This window comes from Nonomuraea sp. NPDC048882 (genome assembly GCF_040649755.1).
Classification (GTDB): Bacteria; Actinomycetota; Actinomycetes; order Streptosporangiales; family Streptosporangiaceae; genus Nonomuraea; species Nonomuraea maheshkhaliensis.
In genome coordinates, this window is the sequence record NZ_JBEZGB010000019.1 from 149,929 (window position 1) to 164,000 (window position 14,072).

General features: G+C 72.2%; 16 protein-coding genes. 13 read left to right on the forward strand and 3 right to left on the reverse strand.

Annotated features, from left to right (window positions below):
* Window positions 1-48 precede the first annotated feature (48 nt).
* The 4 genes from AB0C27_RS45910 (at window position 49) to AB0C27_RS45925 (ending at window position 5,110) form a co-directional block, all read left to right on the forward strand.
* Window positions 49-867, forward strand: a complete 819-nt coding sequence (locus AB0C27_RS45910) for a sugar ABC transporter permease (protein WP_357859076.1) — start codon at window positions 49-51, stop codon at window positions 865-867.
* A gap of 70 nt (window positions 868-937) precedes the next feature.
* Window positions 938-1,708 carry a carbohydrate ABC transporter permease gene (locus AB0C27_RS45915; protein WP_357859079.1) on the forward strand — a complete coding sequence of 257 codons (771 nt, stop codon included), beginning with the start codon at window positions 938-940 and terminating at the stop codon, window positions 1,706-1,708.
* Between the two features lie 64 nt (window positions 1,709-1,772).
* A complete protein-coding gene (locus AB0C27_RS45920; protein ID WP_357859003.1) occupies window positions 1,773-3,062 on the forward strand; it encodes an extracellular solute-binding protein in 1,290 nt (429 codons plus the stop codon).
* Window positions 3,059-5,110: a hypothetical protein gene (locus AB0C27_RS45925; protein WP_357859006.1), complete on the forward strand. Its 2,052-nt coding sequence runs from the start codon at window positions 3,059-3,061 to the stop codon at window positions 5,108-5,110. The genes AB0C27_RS45920 and AB0C27_RS45925 overlap by 4 nt, the downstream gene beginning before the upstream one ends.
* A 106-nt stretch (window positions 5,111-5,216) precedes the next feature.
* Here the strand turns inward: AB0C27_RS45925 and AB0C27_RS45930 are convergent, their stop codons facing one another.
* The gene (locus AB0C27_RS45930) at window positions 5,217-6,128 is read right to left on the reverse strand and encodes an aldo/keto reductase (protein WP_357859009.1); all 912 of its coding nucleotides are present in this window, start codon (window positions 6,126-6,128) and stop codon (window positions 5,217-5,219) included.
* 203 nt (window positions 6,129-6,331) lie between these two features.
* Here AB0C27_RS45930 and AB0C27_RS45935 point away from each other — a divergent pair, with 203 nt between their 5' ends.
* Together AB0C27_RS45935 and AB0C27_RS45940 are read left to right on the forward strand one after the other, a co-directional pair.
* Window positions 6,332-6,565, forward strand: coding sequence for a DUF1275 family protein (locus tag AB0C27_RS45935; RefSeq protein WP_357859012.1), 234 nt, complete (start codon window positions 6,332-6,334; stop codon window positions 6,563-6,565).
* Window positions 6,544-6,816: a hypothetical protein gene (locus AB0C27_RS45940; RefSeq protein ID WP_357859015.1), complete on the forward strand. Its 273-nt coding sequence runs from the start codon at window positions 6,544-6,546 to the stop codon at window positions 6,814-6,816. Before AB0C27_RS45935 ends, AB0C27_RS45940 begins: the two co-directional genes overlap by 22 nt.
* Here AB0C27_RS45940 and AB0C27_RS45945 read toward each other — a convergent pair.
* Complete coding sequence (locus tag AB0C27_RS45945) at window positions 6,791-7,804, reverse strand: nitronate monooxygenase (protein ID WP_357859018.1); 1,014 nt, start codon at window positions 7,802-7,804, stop codon at window positions 6,791-6,793. The genes AB0C27_RS45940 and AB0C27_RS45945 overlap by 26 nt on opposite strands.
* 65 nt (window positions 7,805-7,869) lie before the next feature.
* On the opposite strand from AB0C27_RS45945, the gene AB0C27_RS45950 reads away from it, so the two are divergent.
* Complete coding sequence (locus tag AB0C27_RS45950) at window positions 7,870-8,025, forward strand: hypothetical protein (protein WP_357859021.1); 156 nt, start codon at window positions 7,870-7,872, stop codon at window positions 8,023-8,025.
* A gap of 41 nt (window positions 8,026-8,066) precedes the next feature.
* Here AB0C27_RS45950 and AB0C27_RS45955 read toward each other — a convergent pair whose 3' ends face one another.
* The gene (locus tag AB0C27_RS45955; RefSeq protein ID WP_357859024.1) at window positions 8,067-9,257 is read right to left on the reverse strand and encodes a pyridoxal phosphate-dependent aminotransferase family protein; all 1,191 of its coding nucleotides are present in this window, start codon (window positions 9,255-9,257) and stop codon (window positions 8,067-8,069) included.
* Window positions 9,258-9,537: 280 nt separating this feature from the next.
* Here AB0C27_RS45955 and AB0C27_RS45960 point away from each other — a divergent pair, with 280 nt between their 5' ends.
* The 6 genes from AB0C27_RS45960 (at window position 9,538) to AB0C27_RS45985 (ending at window position 14,030) form a co-directional block, all read left to right on the forward strand.
* Window positions 9,538-9,786 (forward strand): phosphopantetheine-binding protein, encoded by a 249-nt coding sequence (locus AB0C27_RS45960; RefSeq protein WP_346112972.1) that lies wholly within the window; start codon window positions 9,538-9,540, stop codon window positions 9,784-9,786.
* Window positions 9,786-11,120 carry a beta-ketoacyl-[acyl-carrier-protein] synthase family protein gene (locus AB0C27_RS45965; protein WP_357859026.1) on the forward strand — a complete coding sequence of 445 codons (1,335 nt, stop codon included), beginning with the start codon at window positions 9,786-9,788 and terminating at the stop codon, window positions 11,118-11,120. Before AB0C27_RS45960 ends, AB0C27_RS45965 begins: the two co-directional genes overlap by 1 nt.
* Entirely contained in the window at window positions 11,086-12,258 is a 1,173-nt protein-coding gene (locus AB0C27_RS45970; RefSeq protein ID WP_357859029.1) for a hypothetical protein, read from the forward strand. Before AB0C27_RS45965 ends, AB0C27_RS45970 begins: the two co-directional genes overlap by 35 nt.
* An 82-nt stretch (window positions 12,259-12,340) precedes the next feature.
* The gene (locus AB0C27_RS45975) at window positions 12,341-13,192 is read left to right on the forward strand and encodes a GNAT family N-acetyltransferase (protein WP_357859032.1); all 852 of its coding nucleotides are present in this window, start codon (window positions 12,341-12,343) and stop codon (window positions 13,190-13,192) included.
* Between the two features lie 109 nt (window positions 13,193-13,301).
* A complete protein-coding gene (locus tag AB0C27_RS45980) occupies window positions 13,302-13,559 on the forward strand; it encodes a hypothetical protein (RefSeq protein WP_357859035.1) in 258 nt (85 codons plus the stop codon).
* 84 nt (window positions 13,560-13,643) lie between these two features.
* The gene (locus AB0C27_RS45985; protein ID WP_357859038.1) at window positions 13,644-14,030 is read left to right on the forward strand and encodes a hypothetical protein; all 387 of its coding nucleotides are present in this window, start codon (window positions 13,644-13,646) and stop codon (window positions 14,028-14,030) included.
* Window positions 14,031-14,072 lie beyond the last annotated feature (42 nt).

Genomic DNA, 14,072 nt, shown 5'->3' on the forward strand with positions numbered 1-14,072 from the left:
CCACGCGACCGGATCGGCTACCTGTTCCTCACGCCGTGGTTCATCGGCATGGCGCTGTTCACCGTGGGGCCGATCCTGGCCTCGCTCTACCTGTCCTTCACCGAATACACCCTGCTCAAGCCGCCGGAATGGCTCGGACTGGACAACTACCGCGAGATGCTCGCCGACCCGCGGCTGCACAAGTCGCTGCTGGTCACGTTCATCTACGTGTTCGTGTCGGTGCCCATCCAGCTCGTGCTGGCGCTGGCCCTGGCACTCCTGCTCAACCGCGGCGTGCGCGGGCTGAGCTTCTACCGGTCCGTCTACTACCTGCCCTCGCTGCTCGCGGGCAGTGTGTCGATCGCCATCCTGTGGCGGCAGATCTTCGGCAAGGACGGCCTGGTCAACCAGGTGCTGGCCTTATTCGGCACGGAGGGCGTCAGCTGGGTGTCACACCCCGACTTCGCCCTCGGCACACTCGTGCTGCTCAACGCCTGGACCTTCGGCGCGCCCATGGTCATCTTCCTGGCCGGGCTGCGCCAGATCCCCACCTCGTACTACGAGGCGGCCCAGGTGGACGGCGCGGGCACGGTGACGAGGTTCTTCCACATCACGCTGCCGATGCTCACCCCGATCATCTTCTTCAACCTCGTCCTGCAGCTCATCGGCGCCTTCCAGAGCTTCACGCAGGCGTTCGTGATCAGCGGCGGGCGCGGCGGGCCGTCGGACTCCACCCTGCTCTACACGCTCTACCTGTACGAACGCGGCTTCGGCTCCTTCGACATGGGCTACGCCTCCGCGATGGCGTGGTTCCTGCTGGCCATCATCGCCGTGCTGACCGGAATCAACTTCCTCTTCGCCAGGCGGTGGGTGTTCTATGGTGGCTGAACTCAAGGCCTCCGGCGGACGCTCGCGCCGGCTGTCGAAGCACGTGCTGCTCATCGGCTTCGGCCTGGTGATGCTCTATCCGCTGCTGTGGATGGTGTCCAGCTCGGTCAAGCCGACCGAGACCATCTTCCGCGACCCCTCCATCTGGCCGACCAGCTTCGACCTGAGCAACTACACCGCCGGCTGGACGGCGCTGGAGCACCCGTTCCACTTCTACCTGCTGAACTCGGCCGTGATCGCGCTGCTGGCCGTGGTCGGCAACCTGATGTCGTGCTCGCTGGCCGCCTACGCCTTCGCGCGGCTGAACTTCCGGGGCAGGAACGTCTTCTTCGCCATGATGCTGGCGACGCTGATGCTGCCCATCCACGTACTGATCGTCCCCCAGTACGTCTTGTTCTCCCAGCTCGACTGGATCAACACGAACCTGCCGCTGGTCGTGCCGAAGTTCCTGGCGCACGACGCGTTCTTCATCTTCCTGATGGTGCAGTTCATCCGCGGCCTGCCCAGGGAGCTGGACGAGGCGGCCCGCATCGACGGCTGCGGGCACTTCAGGATCTACTGGCGGATCATCATGCCGCTGTCGGTGCCGGCGCTGGCCACCTCGGCGCTGTTCACCTTCATCTGGACCTGGAACGACTTCTTCAGCCAGCTCATCTTCCTGACCGACCCCGAGCTGTGGACCATGCCCGTGGCGCTGCGCTCGTTCATGGACGGGCAGGGCGAGACGGCCTGGGGGCAGCTGTTCGCCATGTCCATCGTGGGCCTGGCGCCGATCTTCGGGTTCTTCCTGGCCGGGCAGCGCTACCTGACGCAGGGCATCTCCACGACCGGCTTCCGCTGATCCGGGCTCACCCGCCCCGCGTCACCCCCCCAGTGTCACCACGTACCAACTAAAGGAGAAGGCCATGCCGAGAAGAACCAGTGGCCTGGCGGCGCTCTGTCTCACCGGCGTCCTGCTCGCGGTCTCCGCGTGCGGCGGCGGCTCGTCCGGCGGCTCGGACGGAGGCGCGGTCGAGCTGCGCTTCGGCTGGTGGGGCAACAACGACAGGGCGGCCGCCACCCAGAAGGTCATCGAGGCCTTCCAGGCCAAGAACCCCGGCATCAAGGTCAAGGGCAGCTACACCGACTTCAACTCCTACTTCGACCGCCTGGCCACCGAGGTGGCGGGCGGGCGCGCGCCCGACGTCATCACGCTCGGCGGCGCCTACCCCCGCGAGTACGGCGACCGCGGCGCCCTGCTCGACCTCGCCAAGACCGATCTGAAGACCGACAAGATCGGCGCCGCCGCGCTGGACAACGGCAAGTTCGGCGGCGTCCAGTACGGCGTGCCGACCGGCGTCAACGCCATCTCCCTGATCGTCAACGAGTCCGTGTTCGAGAAGGCGGGCGTGGCCCTGCCCGAGGAGGACACCTGGACCTGGGACGACTTCAAGCGCATCACCAAGGAGCTGGTCCCGAAGCTGCCGAAGGGCACGTTCGCGCTGGCCGACCCGACCAGGACCGACATGCTGGACGTCTACTCCCGCCAGCGCGGCGAGGCCCTCTACACCGCCGACGGCAAGGTCGGCATCGGCGAGAAGACGCTGGTGGACTGGTGGACGATGACGCTGGAGCTGATGAACTCCGGGGCGACCCCGCCGGCCTCGCAGACGGCCGAACTGATCACCCAGCCCGCGCCCGAGCAGTCGCTGATGGGCCGCGGCCAGGCGGCGATGCAGTTCGACTGGAGCAACCAGCTCAGCGCGCTCAGCAAGGCCGCCGGGCAGCCGCTGCGGCTGATGCGGGTGCCGGGCGAGAGCGGCGCCACCCAGCCCGGCATGTGGCTGCAGGCCTCGCAGATCTACAGCATCAACGCCAAGACCGAACATCCCAAGGAGGCCGCCAAGTTCCTCGACTTCCTGGTCAACAGCCCCGACGCGGGCAAGATCATCTTGGCTGACCGGGGCATCCCGGCCAACTCCGACGTCCGCACGGCCATCCAGGACGTGCTCGGCGAACCGGAGAAGGCGCAGGCCACCTTCATCGACGCGCTCACGCCGAAGGCCGGGCCTCCGTTGGTGATCGGGCCCGCCGGATCCACCGACACGCCGAAGATCCTCGACCGGGTCAACGCCGAGGTGCTGTTCGGCCGCCAGCAGCCCGCCGCCGCGGCGACGGACTTCGTCTCGCAGGTCGCGACGGCGATCAAGCAGTGATCGACCGCCGCGCGCTGGCCGCACGGCACGCCGTCGAGGTGACCCGGATCCTGCCCGAGTCACCTCTGTCGGTGGGCAACGGGGAGCTCTGCTTCACGGCGGACCTCACCGGGCTGCAGACGTTCCCCGGCTCCTACCCGGTCGAGGACCGCACGGGTACGGCGCCGGGGACGCTGCTGGCCACCATGGCGTCGTGGGGCTGGCACAGCATGCCCGGCTCGTACCGGCTGGCCGACACGACACGCACGTACGAGACGGCCCGGGGGCCTGTCCCGTACGTGGACATGCGCGGCGACCTGAGCGGCGACGGCGAGAACCCCGCCTCGGCCGCCGAGTCGTGGCTGCGCGCCAACCCGCACCGGCTCGACCTCGGCCGGATCGGGCTGGCCACGGCCGCCGGAGCGCCCCTCGCCCCCGAGGACGTGAGCGGCGCCCGCCAGCGCCTCGACCTGTGGACCGGCACGCTGACCAGCAGCTACCTGCTGCGCGGCGCGCCGTTCCATGTCGTCACCGCCTGCCATCCCGATCGGGACGTGATCAGCGTGCGGCTGGAGTCGCCCGCGCTGGTGGAGACGGGGGTGCGGCTGGCGTTCCCGTACGGGTCCGAGGCGTGGGGGAACGCGGCCGACTGGACCAGGCCGGGGGAGCACACCTCCCGCCTGCTCGCACGCGCCGGCGGCGGCACGGTCGAGCGGCGGCTCGACGGCACCGCGTACCAGGTGAGCGTGCGGGCTGCCGGAAGCGAGCTGATCGCGGTCGGCTTCCACGAGTTCCTGATCACCTTCCGCGAGCCGGTCGCCGAGCTGACGTTCGCCTTCCTGCCGGGCCACGCGGAGACGGAACCGCCCTGTCATGAGGAGGTCGCCGGAGCCTCGGCACGGCACTGGCCCCGGTTCTGGAGCACGGGCGGGGCGGTGGACCTGTCCGGCAGCCGCGACGAGCGCGCCCCCGAGCTGGAGCGGCGGATCGTCCTGTCGCAGTACCTCACGGCGATCCACTGCGCCGGCGCCACCCCACCCGCCGAGACCGGGCTGATCGCCAACAGCTGGCGCGGCCACTTCCACCTGGAGATGCACTGGTGGCACGCGGCGCACTTCCCGCTGTGGGGACGCCCTGAGCTGCTGGAACGCAGCCTGTCCTGGTACGCCGCCATCCAGCCGCTCGCCCGCGAGACCGCCCGCGCGCAGGGCTGCCCCGGAGCCCGCTGGCCCAAGCAGACCGGCCCCGACGGGCGGGAGAGTCCGAGCCCGATCGGGCCGTTCCTGGTGTGGCAGCAGCCCCACCCGATCTACCTGGCCGAGCTGGTGCGCCGCGCCGCCGGCACCCGCCGGGCCCTGTCCCTCTACGGCGACCTCGTGCTCGACACCGCCGCCTTCATGGCCGCCTTCGCCGTCAAGGAGCCCAGGGGGTACGGGCTGGGGCCGCCGCTGGTGCCGGCCCAGGAGTCGTACGCGGACGTGCGGGCCGAGGCGGCGAATCCCACGTTCGAGCTGGCCTACTGGTCGTGGGCGCTGCGCGTGGCGCAGCGCTGGCGGCTGCTGCTGGGCCTGCCGCCCGAGCCGCGCTGGGCCGAGGTGGCGGACGGGATGGCCCGGCCCCTCGTGCGCGACGGGGTGTACGCGGCCATGGACGCGCCGCCGTACACGGTGCGCGACGACCACCCCTCCATGCTGTACGCGCTCGGCGTCGTCCCCCCGACGCCCGTCATCGACGCCGCCACCATGCGCCGCACCCTGGACGACGTGCTCGACCGCTGGAACTGGGAGAGCACGTGGGGCTGGGACTACCCCGCCATCGCCATGACCGCCACCCGGCTGGGCGAGCCGGACCTGGCCGTGGCGGCGCTGCTGCGGCCGGAGACGAAGAACACGTACCTGCCCAACGGGCACAACCGGCAGAGCGCCACGCTGCCCGTCTACCTGCCGGGCAACGGCGGGCTGCTGGCGGCGGTCGCGCTCATGGCCAGGGGGTGGGACGGCGGCCCGCCCACGCCCGGCTTCCCCGGCTCGTGGACGGTCCACCACGAGGGCCTTTCCCCTCTGCCCTGAACCGGCCGGGCCGCCCGGCCGCGCGCGGTCCCAGCGTGGGTGTCAGGCCGCGCCGGGCCCCCGCGCGGCTGTCGTGCGACGCCGGGACCCGGTGCGGTGCTGTGGCTCAGTCCACCGGCGAGGGCGGTGGGGAGCCCAGGGCCGCCACCTCGTCCCAGAACCCGCCCGGCACCTCCGTGTCGACCAGCGCCGCCAACTCCTCCAGCCGCGTCACCGACGTCACTCCCACCACCGTTGAATGGACTCGCGGCTCGGCCATCGAGAAATGCAGCGCGGCGGCGGCCAGCGCGATGCCCCACCGCTCCGCCAGCTCCCGCAGCCGCTCCACGTACTGCCCGAACTCCGGCGAGATCGGCCGGTAGCCGTACCGGCCGGCGCGGCGCGGGGAGCCGGCCAGGATGCCGCCGCCGAACGGCGCGGCGTTGAAGACCGTCATGTTCCGCTCGGTAGCCAGGTCGAGGATGTCCTCCCCGCGCCGGTCCACCAGCGTGTAGCGGTTGTGGGTGAGGACCGCGTCGAACGCGTCCGTACGGATGTAGTCCTGCACCAGCGTGCCGCCCGCCGCCGCGATGCCGATCTCGCCGACCAGCCCCTGCTCGCGCAGCGACACCAGAGCCGGCACGGCCCCGCCGGGCGCCATCGCCTCCGCCAGCGTGATCGTGAACGGGTCGTGCAGGTGGTAGACCGGCAGCCGCTCGACGCCCAGCCGGGTGATCGTCTCCTCGAACGAGCGCATCACCCGGTCACCGTCGAACACCCCCGTCTCCGGGTCGCGGTCCGCCTTCGTGAAGATCGTCACCCCGGCGTCCTTGGCGCCCGCGAGCGCCTGCCCGATCAGCGTCTCGCTGCGGCCGCCCGCGTACTCGTTGGAGGTGTCGAGCTGGCGGAAGCGGCCGGACATGAGCGCGTCCGCCAGCTTCTCGCCGCCCGGCTCGCGGCCGAGCGCCGACAGGCCGACGGTCACCGCCTCCAGGGGGCCTGACATTCCGGGTACGCGTCGCTCCTGCTGCTCTGGCACCGTGGCCTGCCTCTCCTTTTTCGCCTCTTCGTCACGATCATCCCATGGCATCCCGTGCCGGTCGGCTCAGAGGCGGAGCTGCTCTCTCATGCGCCGTCCTCCTGACCGGCGCCAACCGGGGGCCCGGCTCCCTCGCGGGACGATCGCCCGCCCGCCCGGGTACGTGTACTCGGCATCGGGGGAGTACGTCTGGGAGGTCGTCCGTGAACAGGCCGGCGCACTGGTTCTCCAATGCGCTGTTCCCGCAGGGCACGAACGAGCACGGCCCACTGCCGGCGCCGCTCATCATGCTGATGGTCTCGTCCGGCCTCGTCGACGCCAGCACCTTCCTCGGCCTGAACCGCGTCTTCGTCGCCAACATGACCGGCAACGTGGTCTTCTCCGGCTTCGCGATCGCCGGCGAGCCCCGCTCCGCATGGCGGTGCCCGGCCTGGTGAACATCACGGTCGTCACGAGCATCGTCACCCGGCTGGTCTCACAGGCGCCCGCACAGGCGTGGCGGCGCCGGGCGTGCGCGGTCGCCGCCATGTTCGCCGCCATGTTCGCCGCCATGTTCGCCGGCGGGCTCGTGGGCGCCGCGCTCTACCTGGTCGCCGGCATGGCCGCACCACTGATGGCGGACCTCGTCCTGCTCGCCCTCATCGCCTACGTGGTCCGCGACGTCATCCCGGGCCCAGCCCGGCAGTAGACGGCGGGTCGTCGAAGCGGCGGGTGAGCAGTGCCTGTGCGTTCTTGAAGCCGGTCACCACGTCCGCGGCCGTGCGCTCCTGCCGCACCAGGCCCACCGCCTGGCCCGCGTAGACGTACGCGCCGTCGAAGTCGCCCTTCGCCCGCGCGGTCTCCAGCTCGGCCCGAGCGGCCTCGTCCACGGCGAGCTCCTCCTCCCGCCCCTCCCACCGGTCGAAGAACGCGTTCCGCAGCGCCCGCCCCCCGAACTCCGGCGGCCAGGCCAGCCGCTGCGCGACGTCGAAGACCCGGCCGTAGGCCGTGCCCGTCTCCTCCGTGGCCAGGACCCGCTCTCTCGCCGCCCCGGACAGCGTCGTCTCGGCGCAGCCCAGGAACGCCGTGCCCACCCAGCCGCCCTCCGCGCCCGCGGCCAGCACGGCGGCCAGCCCGCGGGCCGTCGCGATCCCACCCGCGGCCAGCACCGGGACGCTCACCGCGTCCAGCACGCTCTGCAGCAGCGGCAGCGTGGCCACCTCGTCCCTGCCGTGGCCGCCGCCCTCCCCGCCACGCGCCACGACCACGTCCACCCCGGCCCGTTCGGCCGCCAGCGCCTCCCAGGTGGCGCCCGCCTGGGTGGCCACGGCGATCCCGGCCGCGCGCAGCGGCTCCACATAACGCGCGAAGTCCCCGTAACTCACCGACACCAAGGCGGGACGCGCCTCCAGCACCGCGTCCAGCTGGCCGGGCTGGTCCTCCAGCGCCCAGGCCATCAGCCCGATCCCGTACGGCCGGCCACTCGCGGCCGCGACGGCGGCCTGCTCGGCGATCCAAGAGGCCGTCGCGGTCGCCGGCGCCCCGAACATGCCCAGCCCGCCCGCCGCCGACACGGCAGCGGCCAGCCGCCCGTCAGCCACTCCCGCCATCGGCGCCCCGACCAGCGGCACCTCCAGCCCGAACCGCTCGGTCAGCCAGGTACGCAACATCGGCCCCTCCCCCTCGCCCGCCGGCATCGCGCCAGCGTATCCCGTTCGGAGGCCCCGAGCGCGGGCCGGGATCAGAGGAGCCGAGCCATGCGATGCCCTCGTCCACGTATCGATCCGGCGCTCCCGAGCGCGGGCTGGGGCCGGAGATCGAGCGCCGCGATGCCCTCGTGCACGTAGCCGAGCAGCGGGCGGGAGCGTCCGGCGTGTCGCTCGGCGGCATCGTCACCGCCCGCGCCCTTCCGGCCTGAGCCCTCGCTTGATCCCCGGACTGAGTCCCAAACGGGGACGGTCAGGTGGTGGGGATGGCGAGGCGGGTGGCGACCGTGGAGACCGCGTCCAGGATCCGGTCCACCTGCGCGCCGGTGTGGGCGGCCGTGACGCTCAGCCGGATCAGCGCCCTGCCCTCGGGCACCCCCGGCGGCAGCATGGCGTTGGCCAGCACCCCCTCCTCCAGCAGCCCCGACCAGAACCGGCAGCACGTCATGGCGTCGCCCACCCGCAGCGACACGGTCGGGGTGCCGCCGGGCGGGATGGCGAAACCGAGCGCGGCCAGCCCGGAACGCAGCCGTTCGGCCGAGGCCAGCACGGCCAGGCGGCGCTCCGGCTCCGTGCGGACCACGTCGAGCGCGGCCAGCGCCGACGCCGTGCAGGCCGGCGGCAGGGAGGCCGAGAACAGCGCGGCCCGCGCGCTGTGCCGCAGGTAGCCGATGACGTGCCCGGGCCCGGCGACCGCCCCGCCGAGCGTGCCGAAACACTTGGAGAACGTCAGCGTCTGCACGTCCACCGCCGACTGCAGCCCGAAGTGCTCGGCGACCCCTCGCCCGCCCGGCCCCAGCAGCCCGAGGTCGTGCGCGCTGTCGAGCACCACCCGCGCCCCGTGGCGCTCGGCGAGCTTCACGATGCCGGGCAGATCGCACAGATCGCCCCCGACCGAGAACATGCCCTCGGTGAGCACGAGCACCCCGGCCGCCGGATCGGCCTCCTCCAGCAGCTTCTCCAACTGGTCCAGGTCGTTGTGCCGGAAGCGGCGCAGCGGGGCCAGGCCCAGCCGGGCGGCGTCGATGAGCGAGGCGTGGATGTCGCGATCGGCGAGCAGGAGGTCACGCGGCCCGAACAACGCGCTGAGCGCGAGGTTGGCCTGATAGCCGGTGGAGACCACCATCGCCGCCTCATGACCGAGGAACGCGGCCAGCTCAGCCTCCAGCCGCTGGTGCAGGGCCAGCGTGCCGTTGAGCGCGCGCGAGCCCGAGTTGCCCGCGCCCAGCAGGCGCAGCGCCCGCACGCCCGCCTCCTTCAACCGGGGGTCGCCGGACAGCGCCAGGTAGTCGTTGGAGCCGGCCATCAGCACGCGACGGCCGCCCACCACGGCCTCCCCGCCGCCCGGCCGTTCCTCCACCGGCACGTAGAAGGGGTAGACGCCCGGCGCGATGAGCGCCTCGATCTCGTCGGGCAGCCGGCACTTGCTGAACGGGTCCGTCACGGCACTCACTTTCCGCCTTGTCCGGAGCGGTCCGGCGACTCGCTCCGCATCAGCGATCGTAGCTGACAGTGTCGAAGCGTAAGAGTAGAGTAACCGGCCAGGTCCGGGGGAAGCGCCTCGTGCTTCGCGGTGCCCAGGTCCGGGGGAGCGCTCCGTACCGTACGGTGCCCAGGCCCGCCGCCGCCCCGACCAATCCGATGCCCGACCAGCACCCGAGCGGCCACCGTCGAGAGCCGACAAGCCGATAGCCGACAAGCCGAGAGTCAACAAGGACGTGAGCATGACCGAGGAAGAGATCTTCCACCAGCTGCGCGCCATCTGCGCCAGGATCCTCTCGGTGGATCCGGCGCGCATCGCCCCCGACACCGACCTGCGTGAGGAACTGGACGCCGACAGCCTCGACATGGCCGAGCTGGCCGCGGCGAGCGAGGATCGCTTCAAGCTCGTCGTGGACCTCGACACCGCCAAGCAGGCCCGCACCCTGGCCGACGTGACCTCCCTGGTCCGCGCCGGGGCCCAGGCCGGCTGATGGCGGAACGGGTCCGCGTCGCCGTCACCGGCCTGGGCGTGCGCACACCGGGCGGCAACGATCTGCGGACGTTCTGGGACACCCTGATCGCCGGGCGCTCCACCGCGCGCACCATCACCTCCTTCGACGCCTCGTCCCTGCCGGTCGGCTTCGCCTGCCAGGTCCCCGGCTTCGACACCGCCCCCTACGTGACGGGCAAGCAGGCGCGCCGCATGGACCGGGCGACGCTGCTGGCCGTGTGCGCGGCCGACGACGCGCTCGCCGACGCCGGGCTGCTCGGCCCTGGCGGCATGAGCGGCCTGGCCGGCCTGGACGGCGCGTCGGTGCCGCCCGAGCGCCGGGCGGTCGTGACAGGCACCGCCCTCGGCGGCAACGAGACCGCCGAGACCACCCTGCTCGGCGCCGCCGCCGAGTACGCCGCGCCGCCCAGCTCGCAGCCCGCCGTACCACCTGCTGGGCCACCGAGCGGGCCGTCCGGGGCGCAGCCGAGCGCGCTCTACGTCCCGAGGATCATGCCGAACGCCTCCGCCGCGTTCGTCAGCATGCGTCACCAGATCCTCGGCCCCAGCCTGACCGTCTCCACCGCCTGCGCCTCAGGCGGCCACACGATCGGGGAGGGCCTGCGCCTGCTCCGCGACGGCTCGGCCGACCTGGTCGTGGCCGGGGGCACGGAGGCGTGCGTGTCGCCCACGATCCTGCTCGCCTTCCACCGCTGCGGCGCGCTCTCGCAGCGGGTGAACGAGCCGGAGTGCGCCTCGCGGCCGTTCGACATCGCCCGCGACGGGTTCGTGCTGGCCGAGGGCGCGGCGTTCGTCGTACTCGAACGGCTGGAGGACGCCGTGCGGCGAGGTGCCCGCGTCTATGCAGAACTGTCCGGGTACGGCCGCACCTCCGACGCCCACCACCTGACCACGCCCGACCCCAAGGGGGAGGGCGCCGAGCGGTGCGTCCGGCAGGCGCTCGCCGACTCGGGCCTGAGCACCGGCGACGTCGCCCACGTCAACGCCCACGGCAGCGGCACCCCGCTCAACGACATCACCGAGGCCCAGGTCATCGCCCGGCTGTGCGGGCCGGGTCAGGTGCCCGTCACCTCCACCAAGAGCATCCTCGGCCACGCGATCGGCGCGGCCGGGGCGATCGAGGCCGTGGTCAGCGTGCTCACGCTGCACGAACGCCTCATCCATCCCACGATCAACCTCGACGTCCAGGACCCCGAGTGCGAGATCGACGTGGTACGCCGGCCGCGCCCGCTCGGTCCGGGAGCCGTCGTGTCCAACTCGTTCGCCTTCGGGGGCCACAATGCGAGCCTCGTCTTCACCTCCGCACGCCCCTAGCGGGCCGGCCACGGCGGCCGAGCCCGTGCGGGGCCGCCGCGAGCTGCGGGAGTTCATCGAGCTCCCGTACCGGCTGCACGGCCGCGACCCATCCTTCGTGCCGCCGCTGCGCGAAGACTGCCGGCGCCTGCTCGACCGCCGGCGCAACCCGTTCTTCGAGTACGGCGACGTCGAGCTGTTCACCGTGCGCAGGGGCGGGCGGGTGGCCGGGCGCGTGGCCGCCGTGCACAACCCGCGCCACAACGAGATCCGCGCCGCCCGCGACGGCTTCTTCGGGCAGTTCGCCTGCGCCGACGACCCGTCGGTGGCGCGCGAGCTGCTGGACGCGGCGGCGTCGTGGCTGCGGGCGCGCGGGCTGCGCACCATGCTGGGGCCCGTCGGGTTCACCACCAACGACGAGTGCGGGGTGCTGGTCGACGGGTTCGGCCGGCCGCCGAGCGTGATGATGCCGTACAACCCGGAGTACTACCCGCCGCTGCTGGAGTCCTGCGGGCTGACCAAGGCCAAGGACCTGTGGACGTGGGAGGAGACGGCCGGCGGGCTGCCGATGGAGCGGCTGCTGCGGGTCGCGCGGCTGGCCGAGCGGCGCCACCAGGTCACCGTGCGGCCCCTCGACTTGGGCGCCCGCTACGACGCCGACATGAGGGTGGTGCAGGAGGTCTTCGAGCGGGCCTGGCAGGGCAACTGGGGCTTCACGCCGATGACCGGCGCCGAGTTCGCCGACGTCACCCGGCGGCTGAAGGCGCACCTCGATCCCGCGATCGTCCAGCTCGCCGAGGTGGCCGGCGAACCCGCCGGGGTCGCCCTCGCCCTGCCCGACCTCAACCAGGCGCTGACCGCCGCGCGGGGCCGGCTGACCCGCTTCGGCCTGCCGATCGGGATGGTGCGCCTGGTCCGGGCGGTGCGCCGGATCGACCGGGTCAGGGGCGTGCTGTTCGGCGTCCTGCCGCACGCGCGCGGGCGCGGCGTCGAGACCGTGCTGTTCGCCAGGGGCCAGGAGGCCATCGCGGCGCGCGGCTACACCGGCGGCACGGAGTACGGGTGGACGCTGGAGGACAACCAGGCTGTCAACGGTTACCTGCGCAGGCTCGGATGTGCCCGCTCGAGGACGTACCGCATCTACGGCTGCGACCTGTGAGCAGCTCATATCTCCAGAGATATGAGTTCCTATAGGGGGGCCTATTAGACATATCACTACCGAAGCTCCTAGCGTTCGTCGGGTGACGGAGCGACGTACGATCTGCAGCGGATCGACCATCGGGGAACAGATCGGGCACGCCGGTGCCAACATGTCGGCGACCACGGACCTTCTGGTCAGAACCCTCCATACGAACGAGGAGTTCGGGCAGGCCGACGCGCTGTTCGGGCGGGTCTGGGGGTTCGAGCCGGACAGCAGGCCGATCACCGCCGGGCTGATGCGGGCGCTGACCCACGCGGGCAACTACGTCTCCGGCGCCTTCGACGGCGACCGCATGGTCGGGGCGTCGGTGGCCTTCTTCGGGCAGGACTCGACCCTGCACTCGCAGAACACGGGCGTCGAGGCGGGCCGCCGGGGCGTCGGCTTCGAGCTGAAGCGGCACCAGCGGCTGTGGGCACTGGAGCGCGGGATCTCCCGGATCACCTGGACCTACGACCCGCTGGTCCGCCGCAACGCCCACTTCAACCTGGCCAAGCTGGGCGCGCGGCCGGCGGAGTACCTGCCGGACTTCTACGGCGCGCTGGCCGACGCCGTCAACCACGGCGACGAGTCCGACCGGGTCCTGGCCACGTGGCCGCTGACCGATCCCCGGGTCGAGGCGGCGGTCCGGCGGGCGCCGCACCTGCCGGAGGTGCCCGAGGACGCGGTGCTCGGGCTGGCCGCCGACGGTGACCGCCCGGTCGTGGGCCGTACCGACGGGCGGGTGGTGCTGGTCGCGATCCCTGAGGACATCGCGCGGCTGCGCGGGCTGGACGCCGGCGCCGCCAAGGCGTGGCGGCACGCCGTACGGGACGTGCTGGGCGGCCTGATGGTGGAGGGCGCCACGGTGACCGGCTTCCACCGCAGGACCTGCTACGTGGTCGAGCGGAACTGAGACGACCACCAGGGGGTTCGCCGGCCCAGGCGCGCCGCACTACGCTTCGCGCAAGATCACGATCTGGCTGGAGGTCGTCTTGCACCACCCTCTGCATCGAACGTTCCGCTTGCCCGCCACGTTCGTCGCGCTGGTCGAGTTCCTCATGGACGGGCTGGACCCGAAAGATCCGGACGTGTGGCGCTATGCGGAGTGGATCGACCGGGGTGGCGACCTTTTCTGCGGGGACATCGACCCGAGTCTCCTCGGCCAGCCGCCCGGCAGCGACGATCCGCAGGCTCTGTGCGGCGAACTGGCCTACCACTTTCAGCCGCTCGAAATCCTCCCCTTCTGCTGGAACGGTGATGACGCGCTGCACTACGGGTAGGCGGTGCTCGCTCCGAGTGTGGTGAACTGGGGCGGGCCTGGGCGAGGGCGGAAGTCTCCTGCCGAGGACGCGCGCTGAGCGGCGGTGTGCCGTGCCCTCGACCTGCGCCCCGACCTCGGCTCCTCGCAGATCACGGCAGGGGCCCGCTCGGAGCGGGCGATCCGTCCGGCGGTCCCTCGGGGATGGCGGTACGAGCCGACCGGCGACGGCATCGGCGTGCTCGCCGGCGCGGCGGCGTTCGCGCCCGGCACCGTACGGGGGGACCGCCCGTGGGACCCCGATGAGTACGGGCCGCTGGCCCAGCGATTCCTCGCCGACGGCTATCCAGGTTCGGCACTGTGCGTGCTCAAGTCGCTCACGAGTTATGATCGCGCGGCCGTACGCCTGATGGGCGAGGCATATCGGCAGCTCGGACGAGAGCTTCATGCCGAACGTGCCGAATTGTGGCTACGCCTGCACCCATCGGACTGACCACCGCGCCGTCGGCTCCCTCCCGCGGTCTGTCGGCCTCCG

Bases quoted from the DNA above. Each gene is read 5' to 3' on its own strand.
- AB0C27_RS45920 (WP_357859003.1), top strand. From the start codon at position 1,773: ATGCCGAGAAGAACCAGTGGCCTGGCGGCGCTCTGTCTCACCGGCGTC.
- AB0C27_RS45910 (WP_357859076.1), top strand. From the start codon at position 49: ATGGCGCTGTTCACCGTGGGGCCGATCCTGGCCTCGCTCTACCTGTCC.
- AB0C27_RS45915 (WP_357859079.1), top strand. From the start codon at position 938: ATGCTCTATCCGCTGCTGTGGATGGTGTCCAGCTCGGTCAAGCCGACC.
- AB0C27_RS45950 (WP_357859021.1), top strand. From the start codon at position 7,870: ATGCCCTCGTCCACGTATCGATCCGGCGCTCCCGAGCGCGGGCTGGGG.
- AB0C27_RS45960 (WP_346112972.1), top strand. From the start codon at position 9,538: ATGACCGAGGAAGAGATCTTCCACCAGCTGCGCGCCATCTGCGCCAGG.
- AB0C27_RS45965 (WP_357859026.1), top strand. From the start codon at position 9,786: ATGGCGGAACGGGTCCGCGTCGCCGTCACCGGCCTGGGCGTGCGCACA.
- AB0C27_RS45940 (WP_357859015.1), top strand. From the start codon at position 6,544: ATGGCGGTGCCCGGCCTGGTGAACATCACGGTCGTCACGAGCATCGTC.
- AB0C27_RS45970 (WP_357859029.1), top strand. From the start codon at position 11,086: ATGCGAGCCTCGTCTTCACCTCCGCACGCCCCTAGCGGGCCGGCCACG.
- AB0C27_RS45945 (WP_357859018.1), bottom strand. From the start codon at position 7,804: ATGCCGGCGGGCGAGGGGGAGGGGCCGATGTTGCGTACCTGGCTGACC.